This window comes from Micromonospora cabrerizensis, assembly GCF_022230955.1.
GTDB classification, from domain to species: domain Bacteria; phylum Actinomycetota; class Actinomycetes; order Mycobacteriales; family Micromonosporaceae; genus Micromonospora; species Micromonospora cabrerizensis.
This window is the reverse complement of record NZ_JAKKFI010000058.1, coordinates 126,472-142,540: the sequence shown is the minus strand read 5'-3', so window position 1 is coordinate 142,540 and position 16,069 is coordinate 126,472. Positions and strand designations below refer to the sequence as shown.

At 73.4% G+C, this 16,069-nt stretch carries 14 protein-coding genes; 6 read left to right on the top strand and 8 right to left on the bottom strand.

Going from position 1 to position 16,069, the window contains the following annotated elements; translation table 11 throughout:
- On the top strand, nt 1-2,920 hold a 2,920-nt coding region (locus LADH09A_RS13275), incomplete at its 5' end, for an ATP-binding protein (RefSeq protein WP_238645296.1).
- 60 nt (nt 2,921-2,980) lie between these two features.
- On the opposite strand, the gene LADH09A_RS13270 is transcribed toward LADH09A_RS13275, so the two are convergent.
- From LADH09A_RS13270 to LADH09A_RS13260, 3 genes are read right to left on the bottom strand one after another with little or no spacing between them, the layout of a single operon-like run.
- Nucleotides 2,981-3,838: an ABC transporter permease gene (locus LADH09A_RS13270; protein ID WP_238645295.1), complete on the bottom strand. Its 858-nt coding sequence runs from the start codon at nt 3,836-3,838 to the stop codon at nt 2,981-2,983.
- Entirely contained in the window at nt 3,835-4,848 is a 1,014-nt protein-coding gene (locus tag LADH09A_RS13265) for an ATP-binding cassette domain-containing protein (protein WP_238645294.1), read from the bottom strand. Before LADH09A_RS13265 ends, LADH09A_RS13270 begins: the two co-directional genes overlap by 4 nt.
- A gap of 28 nt (nt 4,849-4,876) precedes the next feature.
- Entirely contained in the window at nt 4,877-5,434 is a 558-nt protein-coding gene (locus tag LADH09A_RS13260) for an NADPH-dependent FMN reductase (protein ID WP_238645293.1), read from the bottom strand.
- A gap of 142 nt (nt 5,435-5,576) precedes the next feature.
- Here LADH09A_RS13260 and LADH09A_RS13255 point away from each other — a divergent pair, with 142 nt between their 5' ends.
- Nucleotides 5,577-6,092, top strand: coding sequence for a GNAT family N-acetyltransferase (locus tag LADH09A_RS13255; protein WP_238645292.1), 516 nt, complete (start codon nt 5,577-5,579; stop codon nt 6,090-6,092).
- A gap of 148 nt (nt 6,093-6,240) precedes the next feature.
- On the opposite strand, the gene LADH09A_RS13250 is transcribed toward LADH09A_RS13255, so the two are convergent.
- Together LADH09A_RS13250 and LADH09A_RS13245 are read right to left on the bottom strand one after the other, a co-directional pair.
- Complete coding sequence (locus LADH09A_RS13250) at nt 6,241-7,092, bottom strand: aldo/keto reductase (RefSeq protein ID WP_238645291.1); 852 nt, start codon at nt 7,090-7,092, stop codon at nt 6,241-6,243.
- A 100-nt stretch (nt 7,093-7,192) separates the two neighbouring features.
- On the bottom strand, nt 7,193-8,158 hold the full coding sequence (locus LADH09A_RS13245) for a LysR family transcriptional regulator (RefSeq protein WP_238645289.1): 966 nt from the start codon (nt 8,156-8,158) through the stop codon (nt 7,193-7,195).
- A 51-nt stretch (nt 8,159-8,209) separates the two neighbouring features.
- On the opposite strand from LADH09A_RS13245, the gene LADH09A_RS13240 reads away from it, so the two are divergent.
- The gene (locus LADH09A_RS13240) at nt 8,210-9,124 is read left to right on the top strand and encodes a serine hydrolase (RefSeq protein ID WP_238645287.1); all 915 of its coding nucleotides are present in this window, start codon (nt 8,210-8,212) and stop codon (nt 9,122-9,124) included.
- 154 nt (nt 9,125-9,278) lie between these two features.
- Nucleotides 9,279-10,256 (top strand): MBL fold metallo-hydrolase, encoded by a 978-nt coding sequence (locus LADH09A_RS13235; RefSeq protein WP_238645285.1) that lies wholly within the window; start codon nt 9,279-9,281, stop codon nt 10,254-10,256.
- Nucleotides 10,257-10,299: 43 nt separating this feature from the next.
- On the opposite strand, the gene LADH09A_RS13230 is transcribed toward LADH09A_RS13235, so the two are convergent.
- Genes LADH09A_RS13230 through LADH09A_RS13220 form a run of 3 tightly spaced genes read right to left on the bottom strand, consistent with a single transcriptional unit; the run spans nt 10,300 to nt 12,692 of the window.
- Entirely contained in the window at nt 10,300-10,839 is a 540-nt protein-coding gene (locus LADH09A_RS13230) for a DUF1697 domain-containing protein (RefSeq protein ID WP_238645284.1), read from the bottom strand.
- 30 nt (nt 10,840-10,869) lie between these two features.
- Nucleotides 10,870-11,538: a response regulator gene (locus tag LADH09A_RS13225; RefSeq protein WP_238645283.1), complete on the bottom strand. Its 669-nt coding sequence runs from the start codon at nt 11,536-11,538 to the stop codon at nt 10,870-10,872.
- Nucleotides 11,535-12,692 carry a sensor histidine kinase gene (locus tag LADH09A_RS13220; RefSeq protein WP_238645282.1) on the bottom strand — a complete coding sequence of 386 codons (1,158 nt, stop codon included), beginning with the start codon at nt 12,690-12,692 and terminating at the stop codon, nt 11,535-11,537. Before LADH09A_RS13220 ends, LADH09A_RS13225 begins: the two co-directional genes overlap by 4 nt.
- A gap of 168 nt (nt 12,693-12,860) precedes the next feature.
- Here LADH09A_RS13220 and LADH09A_RS13215 point away from each other — a divergent pair, with 168 nt between their 5' ends.
- Both LADH09A_RS13215 and LADH09A_RS13210 read left to right on the top strand, forming a co-directional pair.
- On the top strand, nt 12,861-13,625 hold the full coding sequence (locus LADH09A_RS13215) for an ABC transporter ATP-binding protein (protein ID WP_238645277.1): 765 nt from the start codon (nt 12,861-12,863) through the stop codon (nt 13,623-13,625).
- A complete protein-coding gene (locus LADH09A_RS13210; protein WP_238645275.1) occupies nt 13,619-16,048 on the top strand; it encodes an ABC transporter permease in 2,430 nt (809 codons plus the stop codon). Before LADH09A_RS13215 ends, LADH09A_RS13210 begins: the two co-directional genes overlap by 7 nt.
- Nucleotides 16,049-16,069 lie beyond the last annotated feature (21 nt).

The following is a 16,069-nucleotide window of genomic DNA, read 5'->3' as shown; positions in this document are numbered from 1 at the left end:
GGTCGTCCTCGACGACCTGCACTGGGCCGACCCGGCCTCCCTACGGCTGCTGAGCTTCGCCGCCCAGCACACCTGGTTCGAGCGGTTGTTGCTGGTCGGCACCTACCGCGACGCCGAGGTCGAGTCGGGCGAGCACCCGTTGCGTCCCCTGCTGATGCCGCTGGTCGCGAAGGCCACCACGATCACCCTCACCGGCCTCGCCCGCGACGAGGTGGGCGCGCTGATGGCACGCACCGCCGGGCGGGAACCCGACGCGGACCTCGTCGACGAGGTGCACCGGCGCACCGGGGGCAACCCGTTCTTCATCGAGCAGACCGCCCGGCTGTGGCACGCCGACGACGCGGCCGGCACGATCGCACCCGGCGTACGGGAAGCCGTGCGCCGCCGCCTGGCCCAGTTGCCGCCGGCCGTGGTCGAGGCGCTCACCGTCGCGGCCGTGCTGGGCCGCGAGTTCCACCGTCAGGTCCTGGCGGCCTGCGGCGCCGCCCCGGTGGCGCAGGTCGACCGGCTGCTCGACCGTGCGGTGACGGCCCGGCTGGTGGTCGCCCGGGGTGGCGGCCGGTTCGCCTTCGCTCACGACCTGGTCCGGGAGACCCTCTACGACGGGCTGTCCCCGGACGAGCGGCAGGCGCGGCACGGCGCGGTCGTTCGTGCGGTCGATGACCTGCGGGAGCTGACCGATCAGCTGATCCCGGCCGACCTCGCCCGCCACGCCTACCTCGCCGGGCCCGCGCTGGACCGCGCGCGGGTGGCCACGCTGCTGGTCGCCGCCGGGCGGGACGCGTTCGTCCGGCTGGCCGCTGATGAGGCGTCGGTGCACTTCCGCCGAGCGCTGGAGGTTGTCGAGGACCGGGAGCAACGGGTCCGCATCCTGGTCGAGTTCGGCGAGGCGCAATATCACCACGCCGACCGGGAGGAGTCCGCCGCACTGCTCGCCGAGGCGGGGGTGCTGGCTCGCACACTCGATGATCCGGTGTTGCTGGCCCGCGTCGCCCTGATCGTCAACCGGGCCCGCCAGGTGGAGGCCGTTCAGTCGATCGACGCGGCGGAGTTGGTGCGCGACGCGTATCGAAAGTTGATCGGCGAACCGGACGCCGAGGCGTCGGTCGGCGCGCTGGTCGCCGACCTGATCACCGCCACCGAGACGATCGCCCGGCGCGGGCAGGACGACGAGGCGCTCACGTTCAGCCTCTGGGCCCGCCACGACACCACCTGGGGGCTGGGCACCGCGGCGGCCCGCGCCGCGCTGACCGCCGAGATCCGGGACGTGGCCCGCCGCACCGGAGACCGGGAAACCGAGCTGTGGGCCACCTCGCTGCGCTGGGTGGCGCTGCTGGAGTTGGGCGACCCGCACTTCAACGAGGAGTTCACCACCTTCGTCAGCGTGGACCGGCACGGCGACGCCACCCGGCACCGCATCGCAGCGACCATCGACGCCGGGATCATCGCGGCCTTCCGGGGTGACTTCGCCGAGGCCGACGAGCGGTTCTCCGTCCTCGGCGACTTCTCCGACCCGAGCCACGCCGAGTTCGGGTTCATGGGCCATCACCTGCGCTGGTCGCGGTTGCTGCTCCAGGGTCGGTTCGCCGAGGCCGACACCCTGCTGGACGCGCTGGCCCCGGTCGACTACCCCTACCAGGAGCTGCTGCGGGCGATCACCGCAGCGGAGCGGGGCGACGTCGAGACGGCGGTCCGGCTGACCGCCGGCATCGAGGCCGCCAACATCCGCTACCCGCGCCCGGTGTCGCCGATCTGGCTACGACTACGCGCGCAGGCCGCCGCCGCGTCCGCCGACCCGCAGCGCTGCGACGACGCACGGGCCGCACTCGCCCCGCACCGGGGAGAGTGGATGGTGGCGCTCTTCGGCTGCGACGTCAGCGGCCCGGTCGACCACTGGCTGGCACTGATCGACGTCGCCCAGCAACGCTGGGACGACGCCATCGCCGGCTTCACGGCCGCCCGTGAGTCCGCCGACCGGCTGGGCGCCCGCACCTGGTCACTGATCGTCCGCACCGGCCTCGTGAACGCCCTCGCCGGCCGGGGCAACCCGGGCGACGCCGAGGCACTGGCCGCGCTGCGTGCCACCACCGCCCAGCAGGCAGCGGCTCTCGGCATGACGCAGCTGCTGCACCGGCTGGGCGAACCAACCTCCACCGACGTGGCCGCCCACGTCGTCACCACCAGCCAGCTTGCCGCGCCGGGTCAGGCCGCCGGGCCGGCCGCAACCGCCGGGCCAGGCCAGGGCGCCGCGCCAGGCCAGGGTGCCGCGCCGGGCGAAGGTGCCGCGCCGGGCGAGCGTGTCGGGCCGGTCAATGCCGGGGCAGGCCAGGTTTTCGCGTCCGGCCAGGCCACGGCGGTCGCGCCAGCGGGCGAGGGGTACGAGTTCCGACGCGACGGGCCGGTCTGGCAACTCGCGTACGCCGGTGTGGTGGTGCACCTGCCCGACGCCAAGGGCCTGCACGACCTGCACCTGCTGCTCGGGCGGCCGGGGAGCGACGTGCCCGCCGTGGAGCTGCTCGACCCGGCCGCGGGGGCGGAGCTGGTCGCCGCCCGGCGGATGGGCGCCGACCCGGTCCTCGACGACGAGGCGAAGGCCCGCTACCGGCGGCACCTGGCACGCCTCGACGAGGAGATCGACCGGGCCGCCGCCCGGGACGACGACCGGAAGGTGGCCGCGTTGGACGCGGAGCGGGGTGCGTTGCTGGACGAGCTGCGTGCGGCCGCGGGGCTCGCCGGTCGGAGCCGCCGCCTGGGCGACGAGGCCGAGCGGGCCCGCAAGACGGTGACCGCGCGGATCCGGGACACGCTGCGCAAGCTCGACGGGCGGCACCCGGCCCTCGCCGGCCACCTGCGCGAGTCCGTCTCGACCGGCAGCACCTGCCGCTACCTGCCGCCCGAGCCGCTGAGCTGGCGGCTCTGACACCGCACGACGGGTGCCACCACAGCCGTGGCGGCACCCGTCGGTCAGGCCGAGACAGGGTCAGCGGCGGTTGTACCTGTACATGGTCAGGGTGCCGAAGACGACCAGGAAGCCGGCGCTCCAGAGCAGCAGCCACATGGTGGCCGACGGGTCCGCGTCGCCGCTCATCGCCCCGCGGATCGCGGCCACCAGCTGCGTCACCGGGTTGACCTTCACGAACGCCTGGAGCCAACCGGGCATGGTGCTCGGGTCGACGAAGACGTTGCTCAGGAACGTCAGCGGGAACAGCACCATCATGCTGACCCCCATCACCGACTTCTCGCTGCGCAGGATCAGCCCGAAGAACGTCCACACCCAGGAGAAGGCGAACGAGAAGACCACCAGCAGCCCGATCCCGACGGCCGCCCCGACGACTCCGCCGGCGGGCCGGAAGCCGAGCACCAGCCCCAGGCCCAGGATCACCAGGGCGGCGAGGATGTAGCGCAGCACGTCGCCGAAGATCATGCCGACCAGGGCGGACGGACGCCAGACGGGCAGCGTCCGGAACCGGTCGAAGATCCCCTTCTCGATGTCGGTGTTGAGGCCGATGCCGGTGTACATGGTGATCATCACGACGCTGGTCACCATGATGCCGGGCAGGAAGAACTGGAGGTATTCGCGCGGGCTGCCGGCGAGGGCGCCACCGAACAGGTACGTGAACATCAGCACCATGATGATCGGGAACGCGGTGACGTCGAAGAGCTGCTCCGGCACGTGCTTGATCTTCAGCATGGCCCGCCAGCCGAAGGTGAGCGACGCGCTCAGCGCGCTGGGTCGGGGCGGTCGGGCACCGGGCGCGAGCACGGTCGCCAGCGCCTCGGCGGACGGGACGTAGACCGACGGCGCCCGTTCGGTCGTGGTGGTCGTGGTGTCGCTCATCGGGCTGCCTCCAGCTCGTTGTCGCGCTCGTCGGCCGGCACGGCGGGGTGATCGGTCAGGGCCAGGAAGACCTCGTCCAGGCTCGGCTGGCCGAGGGAGAAGTTGTCCACGACGATGCCGGCGCGGGCCAGCTCGCCGAGCGCGCGAGAAGCCTGGGCGCTGGCATCGAGGTCGGTGCCGGCCTCACCGACCCGGGCGGTCAACGCCACCGGATCGGCGGCGAGCTGCACCGGCACGCCGAGCGCCTCCCGGAGCACCTTCTCCGCCTCCGGGCGCTGACCCGGATCGCGTAGTCGCAGGTGGACCGTGCCGGAGCCGATTGACGACTTCAACTCACCCGGGGTGCCCTCCGCGATCACCCGGCCGTGGTCGACGACCGCGATCCGCCCGGCGAGCTGGTCGGCCTCGTCGAGGTACTGGGTGGTCAGCAGCACCGTGGTGCCGTGCGACACCACCGCCCGGATGATCTCCCACACCTGGTTGCGGCTGCGCGGGTCGAGACCGGTGGTCGGCTCGTCCAGGAAGAGCAGGTCGGGCGTGTTCAGGATGCTGGCGGCGATGTCGATGCGCCGCCGCATCCCACCCGAGTACTTCTTGACCTGGCGGTCGCTGGCCTCGGTCAGACCGAACGCGGCCAGCAGGGCCGCCGCGCGGTCCCGGGCGGCCGGCTTGCGCAGGCCGAGCAGCCGACCGAGGAGCACCAGGTTCTCCGAACCGGTCAGGTCCTCGTCCACCGAGGCGTACTGACCGGTGAGGCTGACCCGGGAACGGACCTTGTCGGCCTCGGTGACGACGTCGTGGCCGAAGACCCGGGCCGAACCGCCGTCGGGGCGTAGCAACGTCGCGAGCACCCGAACCGCGGTGGTCTTGCCCGCCCCGTTCGGGCCGAGCAGGCCGTAGACGGTGCCGGCGGGCACCTGAAGGTCGATGCCGGCCAGCGCCTTGGTGTCCCCGAACGAGCGGGTGAGCCCTTCCGCCTCGATGGCCAGGCCGGTGGTGCGTCTACTCATGATCCTTACCCTTCAATCTTGGACGTGTTCAGGAGACGTACGGTCGAGCCGCCCGGGCGTCGCGCAGAGCCAGGCCCCACCAGCGGAGCTGGTCGAGCAGGACACTGGCGTCCCGGCGCAGCTCGTCGGTGCACTGCGGTGTCGGTTCGCCGGCGAGCAGGTCGATCCCGACGACGTCACGCACCGTCATGGCGTGCAGCGCCGTGAAGACGGTGCGGAGCTGGTCGACCGCGTGCAGGCCGGTGGACCGACAGCCGTACGACACGAAGCCGACCGGTTTGGCCTGCCACTCGTCGTACGCGTAGTCGATGGCTTGTTTCAGAGGTGCGGGGAAGCTGTGGTTGTACTCGGGGGTGACCACGACGAACGCGTCCGCTCGACCCACCTCGCGGACGAACGCCCGGATCGACGCGGTCGGTTCGGCGGGGTAGCTGGCCGGGAAGTCGTACTCGGTCAGGTCAACGACGGTCACCGTCAGGTCGTCGTGCCGAGCGGCCTGCTCGGTGAACCAGCTGGTGACCCGGTCGCCGGCCCGACCCTCCCGGGTGCTGCCGATGATCACGGCGATCCTGAGCGGTGTCATCATTCCCCCTCCCGAGTTGTCGGTGCCACCTCTTGGGCGCGAGAACGCAGCACGCCGCCCGCTAGATCGGATCTAGCGGGCGGCGTTTCCGGGCGGGTTGTCGGTGGGGTCGGCTTGACTGGGGTCGACGGACAGGGGAGTGGGCATGGCACAGGTACGCATCGCACCGTGGCACGAGGACGACCTCGACCTGCTGCGACAGCTCAACTCACCGGACACGCGCCAGCACACCGGCGGCCCGGAGACCGACGAGCAGGTGCTGGCCCGGCACGACCGGTACGTGCACTTCGCCGGCACCGGGCAGGGCGCGATGTTCACGCTGGTGCTGCCGGACGGCGCGCGGGCCGGCAGTGTCGGCTACTGGGGCCGCGAGTGGCGCGACCAACCGGTGTACGAGCTGGGCTGGGCGGTGCTGCCCGCGTACCGGGGGCAGGGGCTGGCCACCAGCGCGGTGCGGGCGGTCATCGACGTGGTCCGCGCCCGGCGGGACCGGCGCTACGCCCACGCCTACCCCTCGGTCGACAATCCCGCCTCGAACGCGGTCTGCCGCAAGGCCGGTTTCACCCTGCTCGGCGAGACGGACTTCGAATACCCGCCGGGGCAGCTGATGCGCGCCAACGACTGGCAGCTCGACCTGACCGCCCCGCCGACCGGGGGCTGAGGTCGCCGGGGCGGTGCACACCTGAGGGGCGGGCACCACCGCGGTGGCGCCCGCCCCGAGGCCGACAGCGTGATGCCTCAGGGTCATCACGATGACCCTGAGGCATCACGCTCACTGGGGGCCTGCCCCGCCGGTCGGCGGGCTCAGATCAGCGGGGTACGTAGTCGAACGTGTCCGGGTGCGCGCCCTGCCGCCCGGCCTCGCCCTTGTTCAGCGCGGTGATCCGCTCCATCGCCGTGTCGTCCAGCTCGAAGTCGAAGATCCGGGCGTTCTCCTCGATGCGCTTCGGGGTGGTCGACTTCGGGAAGATGATGTCGCCGCGCTGCACGTGCCAGCGGAGCACCACCTGCGCCGGGGTCCGGTCGGTCTGCTCGGCGATGTCGACCACCGTGGGGTCGTCCAGCACCTTGCCCTGCGCGATGGGTGACCACGCCTCGGTGAGGATGTTGTGCTCGCGGCCGTAGGCGCGGACCTCGTCGTTGCCGAAGTACGGGTGCGCCTCGACCTGGTTGACCGCCGGCACGGTGTCCGCCTCGGTGGCCAACCGCTCCAGGTGCGGCACCTGGAAGTTCGACACGCCGATCGAGCGGGCGCGGCCGTCGCGCTGGAACTCCTCCAGCACCTTCCAGGTGGAGACGTAGTCGCCGTCGTACAGGGTCGGCAGCGGCCAGTGGATCAGGAACAGGTCGATGTAGTCCATCTTCAGCGCCGCCAGCGTCGAGTCGAACGCCCGGCGGGCGTCGTCGGGGCGGTGGAAGGCGTTGCTCAGCTTGCTGGTCACGTACACCGAGCCCCGGTCGAGGCCGGACACGCGGACCGCCTCGCCGACCTCGGCCTCGTTGCCGTACATCTCGGCGGTGTCGATGTGCCGGTAGCCCGCCTCGAAGGCCGTCGTCACCGCCGCGACGGTGTCCTTCGGCTCGATCTGGAACACCCCGAAGCCGAGCTGCGGAATGGTGGTGCCGTCGTTCAGGCTGATGTCGGGAATGGTGTTGGCCACTGCGGCTCCTTCGCGTCGTCTTCGTCTCCTGTCATCCCTACCCGGATGGGCGGCCGATGCACCGCCCAGACCGGGGTGACGAGCGCAACGCCGGGACGGTTCACCCGGTCGTGTCGAAGAGCACCGGCCAGGGCCGGGCCGCCGGCGGCGACGTCCCGGCCGGCGCGGGTGGCGCGGGCTCGGCGTCTGCCAGCACCTCGGCGGCGAGCTGCCCGAACATCGCCGCCGCCGGGTGTGCCGACCGGTCCGGCCAGGCCGCCGAGGTGCGCTTCGTCAGCGACGCGCTGGCGATCGGCCGCCACGCGACGCGGGGTTCCCGTCGCGCCACCGTCGCCGGTTCCACGGCCACCCCGCCGCCGGCCAGCACCAGCCCGAAGAGGAACTCGGGGTTGCGGGCGGGCCGCACCCGGGCCGGTCGCCAACCCTGCTGTCGGCACACCGCCAGCAGGTGGTCGTGCCAGCCGGGCGCGGTGGCCCGGGGCGCGGCCACCAGATCCAGGCCGGCCAGCGACGCGAGCGCCACGTCACGGCCGCGGGCCAGCGGCGAGGTGCGGGGCAGCACCACCCCCAGGGGTACGTCGACCGGGGCGCCGAAGCGCAGACCGTCCGCCGCCACCGGGTGGTGCACGAGCCCCACGTCCAGGGTCCGGTCGGCGAGCATCCGCACCTGCTCGGCGGTGGTCAGCTCGTGCAACTCCACGTCCAGGCCGGCTGCCCGGGTGGTGAGCCCGTCCAGCAGCGCGCGCAGCGTCACCGCGGGCGTCTCCGGTGGCACCCCGGCCCGGATTACGCCCAGCTCACCGGCGCGGACCTGCCCCATCAGGTTGCGGAGTCGCCCCTCACCGGCCAGCAACTCCTCCGCCTCGCCGAGTAGCAGCTCACCGGCGGTGGTGAGGCGTACCTGGCGGCGGGACCGGTCGAACAACTCGACCGTCAGCTCCCGTTCCAGCCGCTGGATCGACTGGCTCAGGGGCGGCTGGGCCATCCCGAGCAGCTCGGCGGCCCGCCCGAAGTGCAGCTCGTGGGCGACCACCACGAAGTGCCGCAGGTGCCGGAGCAGATCCACGGCCGGACCCTACGCCAGCGCCGACGCCAGGCCGCTGGTTACGGTGCAGGCGTGGACGTCAGCGAGCGCATCGAGGCCATCTTCGCCGGGGTGGGGGTGACGGCCAGCCTGCATGCGGTGGACGTGGACGCCACCGACCTGACCCCCGGCGGCACCACCGGTGGTGTCCCGGAGGTCGGGGTGCGGGCCGACGACCAGGTGGTGATCGCCTCGATCTTCAAGGTCCTGCTGGTGCTGGAGTTCGCCCGGCAGGTCGAGGCCGGTCAACTGGACCCGACCGAACGGGTCCTGGTCACCGCCGGCGACCGGCTCGGCGGGTGGGGTCTGGCCGGCTGCACCGACGACGCCGAGGTGTCGCTGCGTGACCTCGCGTACTTCGCCATGTCGGTCACCGACAACACCGCCGCCGACCTGCTGCTGCGCCGGGTCGGCCCGGACCTGCTGCCGATGCTCGCCGCCGAGCTGGGGCTGAGCCGTACCCGCGTCCTCGGCGGCCCTCGGGAGCTGGTCGAGCTGATGCTCGCCGACGTGGGCGCACGCACCGAGGCGGAGTTCGCCCGGATCTTCCCCACGTTGCCGGCGGACCGGGTCCGGGCGATGCGGGTCTTCGACCCCGAGCACACCACCTCCAGCACCGCCCGGGAGATCACCCGGCTGCTCACCCTCATCTGGCGGGACGAGGCCGGGCCGGCGGCTGCCTGCGCGATGGTCCGCACCTGGATGGCCCGGCAGATCTTCTGGACCCGGCTGGCCGCCGGGTTCCCGCCCGGTGTCCGGGTCTCCGGAAAGACCGGCACCCTGCCCGGTCTGCACCTGGAGGCCGGGGTCGCCGAGTATCCCGACGGCGGCCGGTACGCGATCGCCGTCTTCGCCCGTGCCGACCAGTTGGCCTCGCGCCGCATCGACGTGGACCTGGCGATGGGGGAGGCCGCCCGGACGGCCGTCGAGGCGCTGCGCGGAGACTGATTCCGCACCCGCCGCAGCCTCGGCGCGCGGCCCCTGAGCTGGCCCGATATCCAGAGACGTATCGGAGGCTGTCGCGTTCGATCTTGGACCGGACCCCGGTGGCGCTGGTTGGCTCGTGGTCGACCAACCGCCCGACCACGGGGAGTAGAACCACATGCCCAGTCTCGACCGCCGCCGCTTCCTGCGCGACACCGCCGCCACCACCGCCCTGGTCACCACCGGCGGGCTTGCCGTCGGCGCCACCACCCCGGCCCACGCCGCGACGCCGGCCGCCGCACCCACCCCGACCGCCCGTCGCAAGGGCGCGGTCAGCTTCCGCTGGTGGGGCACGGCCGGCTGGCGCGTCGACATCGCCGACCGCACCGTTCTCGTCGACCCGTTCCTCAGCCGGATCGACACCGGGCTGTTCACCGGGGCGTTCAAGACCGATACCGCGTTGACCGTGCGCGCCGACGTGATCGACCCGCGCGTCGAGAAGGCCACGACGGTGCTGGTCACGCACACCCACTGGGACCACTTCATGGACGTGCCGTACATCGCCAAGCGCACCGGCGCGCGGGTGTTCGGCACGCTGACCGCGTACCACCTGGGGTTGGCCTACGGGGTGCCGGCGGCGCAGCTCAGCCCGGTCAAGGGTGGGGAGGTGCTGGACTTCGGGGACCACACCGTCGAGGTGGTCGGCTCGCTGCACAGCCGCAACCCGTCGTACTCCCTGGCCTTTCCGGGGGTGCGGGTGACCCAGCCGCCGCAGCCGGCGACCATCGCGGACCTGCCGGAGGGTGACACGCTGGGCTACCTGCTGCGGGTCGACGGCGGCCCGTCGGTCTACTTCACCGGGGCCAGCGACGTCGCCGAGCGGAACCTCACCGGCCTGGCGCCCGACGTGGCGATGGTGGCCCTCCAGAACGCCACCACCACCGGCGACTACCTGCCCCGCCTGCTGGCCGGCCTCGACTACCCGAAGGTCGTGGTGCCGGTGCACTTCGACAACTTCGAGACGGCGTTGCAGAACCCGCCGCCGGTCGCCCCGACCGACCGCACCCGGCTGAACGACATGATCACGGCCGTGCGGCGGATCTCGCCGCGCAGCCGGGTGCTGGTGCCCGAGTACGAGACCGCGTACCACTTCTGAGCAGCGCCGGTGGGGGGTCGCAGGGCCGCGACCCCCGCCGGGGTCAGGCGGCGGTCATCTCCGCCAGGGCCCGCACCGACTTCCAGTTGCGGCTGGTCGACACCACGCCGAGCTTCTTCTCCAGGTACGCGTTGGTGAACTTCGACCGCCCGTAACCGCCGTCGACGAAGTGCAGGAAGACCTCCCGGCCGGTCACCGTGAACGACACGTTCTCCCCACCGGGCACGGCAAGGGCGTCCACCGTGGACTTCTTCGGCGGGGTCGCGAGGAAGGCCACCAGCAGCCTCGTCGGGTCGTCCTCCCGGTCGGCGTACGGGTTGCCGCCGGCCACCGCCGCCAGCTCCCGGCCGCTGCGCACCAGCACCGGCACCGTCAACCCCAGCTCGTCAGTGAGCGCCCGCTCGATCCCGGCGGCCAGCTTCTCCGCGTCGCGCACGGTGCTGCCGAACGTCACGTTGCCGCTCTGCAGGTACGTCCTGACGTCCTCGTGCCCGAGGTCGGTGACGATGCGGCGCAGGTCGGCCATCGCCAGCCGGGTGGTGCCGACGTTGACCCCGCGCAGCAGGGCGACGTACCGGGTCATGGCTCCTCCTGGCTTCGCGGGCCGACCGGCTCAGCGTAGGCCGCCCGGCCCCACCAGGCCCGTCTCGTACGCGACGATGACCAGTTGCGCGCGGTCGCGCACGGCCAGCTTGGTCAACAGCCGCCCCACGTGGGTCTTGACCGTGGCCTGGCTGAGGTTGAGGTGCGTGGCCAGCTCCGCGTTGGACAGGCCGCGGGCGATCAACGCGAGCACCTCCCGTTCCCGCTCGGTCACCCCGTCGAGCTGCCGGGGCAACGGCCGGGTCGGCTCCGGCCGCCGGGCGAACTCGTCGATCAGCCGGCGGGTCACCGTCGGCGCGAGCAGTCCCTCACCGGAGGCGACCACCCGGATGCCGGTCAGCAGATCCGCTGGTGGGGTGTCCTTGAGCAGGAAGCCACTGGCACCGGCGCGCAGCGCCCCGTAGACGTACTCGTCCAGGTCGAACGTGGTCAGGATGATGACCCGGGTGCCGGCCGTCGCCGGATCGGCGCAGATCCGGCGGGTCGCCTCGATGCCGTCCATCTCCGGCATCCGGACGTCCATCAGCACCACGTCCGGACGGTACTGCTCGGTCAACGCGACGGCCTCCATGCCGGTGCCCGCCTCGCCGACCGTGGTGCAGTCCCCGGCGAGGTCGACCAGCAGCCGGAAGCTGCCGCGCAGCAGCGCCTGGTCGTCGGCGATCAGCACCCGGATCACACGACCACCCGGTAGGGCAGGCTGGCCGTCACCGCGAAGCCACCGTCGGCGCGTGGCCCGGCCTGGAACTCCCCGCCGTGCAACGCCACCCGTTCCCGCATGCCGATCAACCCGTGCCCCTCCCCGCCGGTCAGCACCGGACGCCGACCGTCGTCGGTCACCTCCACCCGCACCACGCCGGGGGTGACGGTCACGGTAGCCCGACAGGCGGCCGGCGCCGCGTGCTTCACCACGTTGGTCACCGCCTCCTGCACGATCCGGTACACCGCGAGGCCCACCGACTCCGGGACCGCGCCGGAAGGTTCCTCCCGCCGGACGTCGAGCCGGACGTCCACACCACCCATCGCCGCCTGCTTCGCGAGCACGGGCAACTCGTCCAGCCCGGGCGTCGGAGAATACGGGGTGCCCTCCCGCAGGACGCCGAGCACCCGACGGACGTCGGTCAGCGCGTTGCGGCCGGTCTCCTCGATCACCCGCAGGGCGGCCCCCGCCTCCCGGGGGTCGGCCTCGGCGACGTGGTTGGCGACGGCCGCCTTCACCACGATGAGGCTCAGCGTGTGCGCGACCACGTCGTGCAGCTCGCGGGCCACCCGCAGGCGCTCCTCGGTGGCGGCCTGCCGGACCAGGTGGTCACTCTGCCGGGTGGCGAGGGCACGTCGCTCGCGCAGCAGCCAGCCGATCACCCAGGCGGGCGCGATCATGACAGTGGCGTAGACGACGGCGCCGGTCCGTGACCACAGATCGCCCGCGGTCAGCACCAGCGCGACGCTGACCAGCGCGAGACAACCGGCGGCACTGAGCAGGGACCGGCGCGTGGTCGTCGACACGGCCACCGTGTAGAAGGACAGCCCGATGGCGACCGCCGGCGCGGCTGCGGCGAAGTTGGGGATCACGCCGGTGACCAGGGTCGCGGCGGTGCTACCGCTGATCACGACGGCGACGGGGATCGGCCACCGGCGGCGAACGGCCAACGGCAGCCCGAGGACCATCCCGACGAGCACGGACACCCAGAGCGGCTCGCGTACGCCACCGTGCAGCGGCGACTCCAGCGCCGCGTACGGGCAGAGCAGCCCACCGACCGCCACGGCGAGCACGGCGTCCACGATGTACAGGTCCACCGGCCGCAGCCGTCGGGTCAGCAGGGGAGCGATCACCCGTCCGACGGTATCGGCCGGCCGGGTCGACCGCGTCCACCCGCGGGCGGTCATCCCCGAGGACGACGTACCGGCGATTGCGGCCTTCGCCTCCACCCGGGGGAGGGCCGGAAAGTGTCCGCGCCGGCACGACGCGCGACACCCCGCTCAACGGGCACCGTGGCGGTCATGACCACACACACGGTGAGCCTGACGGGGCTGCGCGCGGTGTACGGCACCGGAACCCGGCGGGTGACGGCGCTCGACGGCGTGACGACCGGCTTCGCGACCGGCACGTTCACGGCGGTGATGGGCCCCTCGGGCTCGGGGAAGTCCACTCTGCTGCACTGCGCGGCGGGGTTGGACCGCCCCACCGAGGGGACCGTCACCATCGACGGCACCCGCCTCGACGACCTCGGCGAGGACGAGCTGACCCGGCTGCGGCGCGACCGGATCGGCTTCGTGTTCCAGGCGTTCAACCTGGTGTCCACGCTGACCGCCGCGCAGAACGTCGAGTTGCCGTTGCGCCTGGCCGGCCGCCGCCCACCGGCTCGGGACGTCGTCTCCGCCCTCGACGCGGTGGGATTGGCCGACCGGGCCGGGCACCGGCCGAGTGAGCTGTCCGGCGGCGAGCAGCAGCGCGTCGCCGTCGCCCGCGCGTTGATCACCCGACCGGCGGTGGTCTTCGCCGACGAGCCGACCGGGGCGCTGGACAGCGCGGCGTCCCGACAGGTGCTCCGACTGCTGCGCGCGCTCGTCGACGACCACGGGCAGACCGTCGTGATGGTGACCCACGATCCCGCCGCCGCCGCGTACGCCGATCGGGTCCTGCTGCTCGCCGACGGCCGCGTCGTCGACGAGCTGGAGGGTGGGATCACCGCGGCGGTGGTCGCCGCCCGGATCGCCGAACGGGAGACGGCTCCTGCGGAGACGGCCGCGGAGTCGTCGTGGTGAGCGTCCGGCGGTCGGCCAGCGCGTTCGTGGCCGTCGCCATCGGGGTCACGCTGGTCGCGGCGGCCACCCTGCTCCTCGCCTCCGGGCGCCCACAGGTGCCGGACCGGCTCGCGCGGGCGGCGGTCGTGGTGCAGAGCCCCGAAGCGGGCGCGTCGGCCGACTCGTTCATGCCGACCCGCCCCTGGTCCGCCACCGCGACGGCGGGACTCGTCGGCCGGCTGGCCGCCCTGCCCGGTGTCGCGGCGGCGGTGCCGGACCGGACCTTCTACGCCCAGCCACTCGTCGACGGTCGGCCCTCGGCGGTCGACAGCCGGCGGGAGGACGCCCACCAGGGGCACGGCTGGTCCAGCGCCCAGCTCGGTGGACTGCGCCTCACGGCCGGCGCGCCACCCCGCACGGCCGGCGAGGTGGTCGTGGACCGCGCGCTCGGACTGCGCGTCGGCGCGCCGGTCACCCTGCTGACCGCGGCGGGACCGGAGTCGTACACCGTCACCGGTCTGGTCGACGGGCCCGGCGTACATGTCGCGGACGAGGTGGCCGCCGCGCTCGCGCCCGGCGTCCGGGCCGTCGGGCTGGTGCTCGCGCCAGACGCCGACCCCGAGGGGGTCGCCACGGCGGCGCGCGGAGTCGTCGGCGCTGACGGACGGGTGCTCACCGGCGACGCGCGTGGCGCGCTGGAGCCGCGCACCGACGCCCGCACCCGCTGGATCGGTATGCAGGTGCTCACCGCCACGGCGGCCCTCGCCGGCTTCGTCACGGTGTTCGTGGTCGCCTCCACCTTCGCGTTCACCATCGCGCAGCGTCGCCGTGAGCTGGGCCTGCTGCGCGCCGTCGGCGCGACCCCACGTCAGGTCCGCCGCATGGTGTACGCCGAGGCGCTCGTCGTCGGCGCCTCGGGTGGGATCGTCGGCCTGCTGGTGGGCGCGGCGCTCGCACTGCTGCTGGCGCCGCTGCTGGTCGACGTCGGCTTCGAGCCGGCGACCTTCCGGGCCCGGTACGAGCACTGGCCCGTCGCGCTCTCACTCGTCGCCGGGCCGGTGATCTCCCTGCTGGCCGTGTGGTCGGCGTCGCGCCGGGCGGCGCGGGTGCGACCGTTGGAGGCGTTGCGCGAGGCGGCGGTGGAGCAGCGGCCGATCGGGCGGCTGCGCGTCGCCACCGGCGCTCTGCTCGTCGCGGTGGGGGTCGCGCTCAGCGTCGGGACGGCGACCGCCGACGAGGCCCGCGTCGCGGCGCAGTACGCCCTGTACGCGGTGATGGCGCTGGTGGCCGGCGCCACCGTGCTCTCCCCGGCGGTGGTCGGGCCGGTGGTGCGACTGCTGCGGTCTCCGGTGCGGCGGCGCGGCGGCGCGATCGGGATGCTGGTCCGGGGCGGGGCGTTGACCGCGACCCGGCGGACCGCGTCGACGGCCGCCCCGGTGCTGCTCACCGTCGCCTTCGCGGTGCTGGTGTCCGGGATGGTGCAGACCAGCACCGCCGCCTGGGCGGCAGGCCGGGCGGGCGACGTGAACGCCGGCTGGATCGTGCTGCCCGACCGGGCACCCGGTCTGTCGGACCAGGCCGTCGCCGCGACCGGCGGCACCGCCCTGCTGCCGACCACGGTCTTCCGCACCGACCCCGGGACGGTGCCGGCGGACCGGCCGCTGACCGCGCTCGGTGTGGACCCGACCGGCTTCGCCGCCGCGAACCGGGCCCTCACCGTCGTCGCCGGCTCGCTCGCCGACCTGCGCGGCGACGACACGGTGGTGGTGACCGCCTCGGCGAACCTGCGGCCGTCCGAGCCGTACGCGGTGGTCTTCGCCGACGGGACGTTGGTGTCGCTGCGCGTCGTCGCCGTGGTCACCGACACCTCGCTCCCCGGCGACCTGCTCGTGCCCCGGGCGGTGGTGCGGACGCACGACCCGTCGGCGCTGACGTCCACGGTGTACGTCGCCGACCGGATCGATCCTCCGGCCGGCGCGCGGACCGTCGACGTCGCCACCTGGGCGGCCGAGGCGGACGCCGCCGAGGACCGACTCGTCTGGCTCTTCACGCTGCTGCTGATCGGTGTGTCGGCCGGCTACGGGGCCATCGCGGTGGCGAACACGCTGCTGCTGGCCGCCGCCGGCCGGGCCGCGGACCTACGGCTGATCCGGATGGCCGGGGCGACCCGGCGACAGGTCGTCTGGCTGGTCACGGCCGAATCCGCCCTGGTGGTGCTGATCGGCGCGCTGCTCGGTGGGGTGGTCGCGTTCGTCGGTCTGCTCAGCATCCGCGCCGGCCTCGCCGAGCAGGTCGGTGTACCCGTCGACCTGGTGGTGCCGTGGTCGGTGATCGCCGGTGTGGTGGGGCTGTGCCTGCTGCTCGCGGTGCTGGCGAGCGTCCTGCCGACGTGGCGGTCGCTGCGTCACCGCCCCGCACGGTCGCCGGTCGGCCTCGTCGGATGACCGCGCCCCCCGCGGGGGCGA

What these genes read in the sequence shown, in the direction of transcription:
- LADH09A_RS13270 (WP_238645295.1), bottom strand. Translation starts at nt 3,838, where the DNA reads ATGAGCGACACCACGACCACCACGACCGAACGGGCGCCGTCGGTCTAC.
- LADH09A_RS13265 (WP_238645294.1), bottom strand. Translation starts at nt 4,848, where the DNA reads ATGAGTAGACGCACCACCGGCCTGGCCATCGAGGCGGAAGGGCTCACC.
- LADH09A_RS13260 (WP_238645293.1), bottom strand. Translation starts at nt 5,434, where the DNA reads ATGATGACACCGCTCAGGATCGCCGTGATCATCGGCAGCACCCGGGAG.
- LADH09A_RS13255 (WP_238645292.1), top strand. Translation starts at nt 5,577, where the DNA reads ATGGCACAGGTACGCATCGCACCGTGGCACGAGGACGACCTCGACCTG.
- LADH09A_RS13235 (WP_238645285.1), top strand. Translation starts at nt 9,279, where the DNA reads ATGCCCAGTCTCGACCGCCGCCGCTTCCTGCGCGACACCGCCGCCACC.
- LADH09A_RS13230 (WP_238645284.1), bottom strand. Translation starts at nt 10,839, where the DNA reads ATGACCCGGTACGTCGCCCTGCTGCGCGGGGTCAACGTCGGCACCACC.
- LADH09A_RS13215 (WP_238645277.1), top strand. Translation starts at nt 12,861, where the DNA reads ATGACCACACACACGGTGAGCCTGACGGGGCTGCGCGCGGTGTACGGC.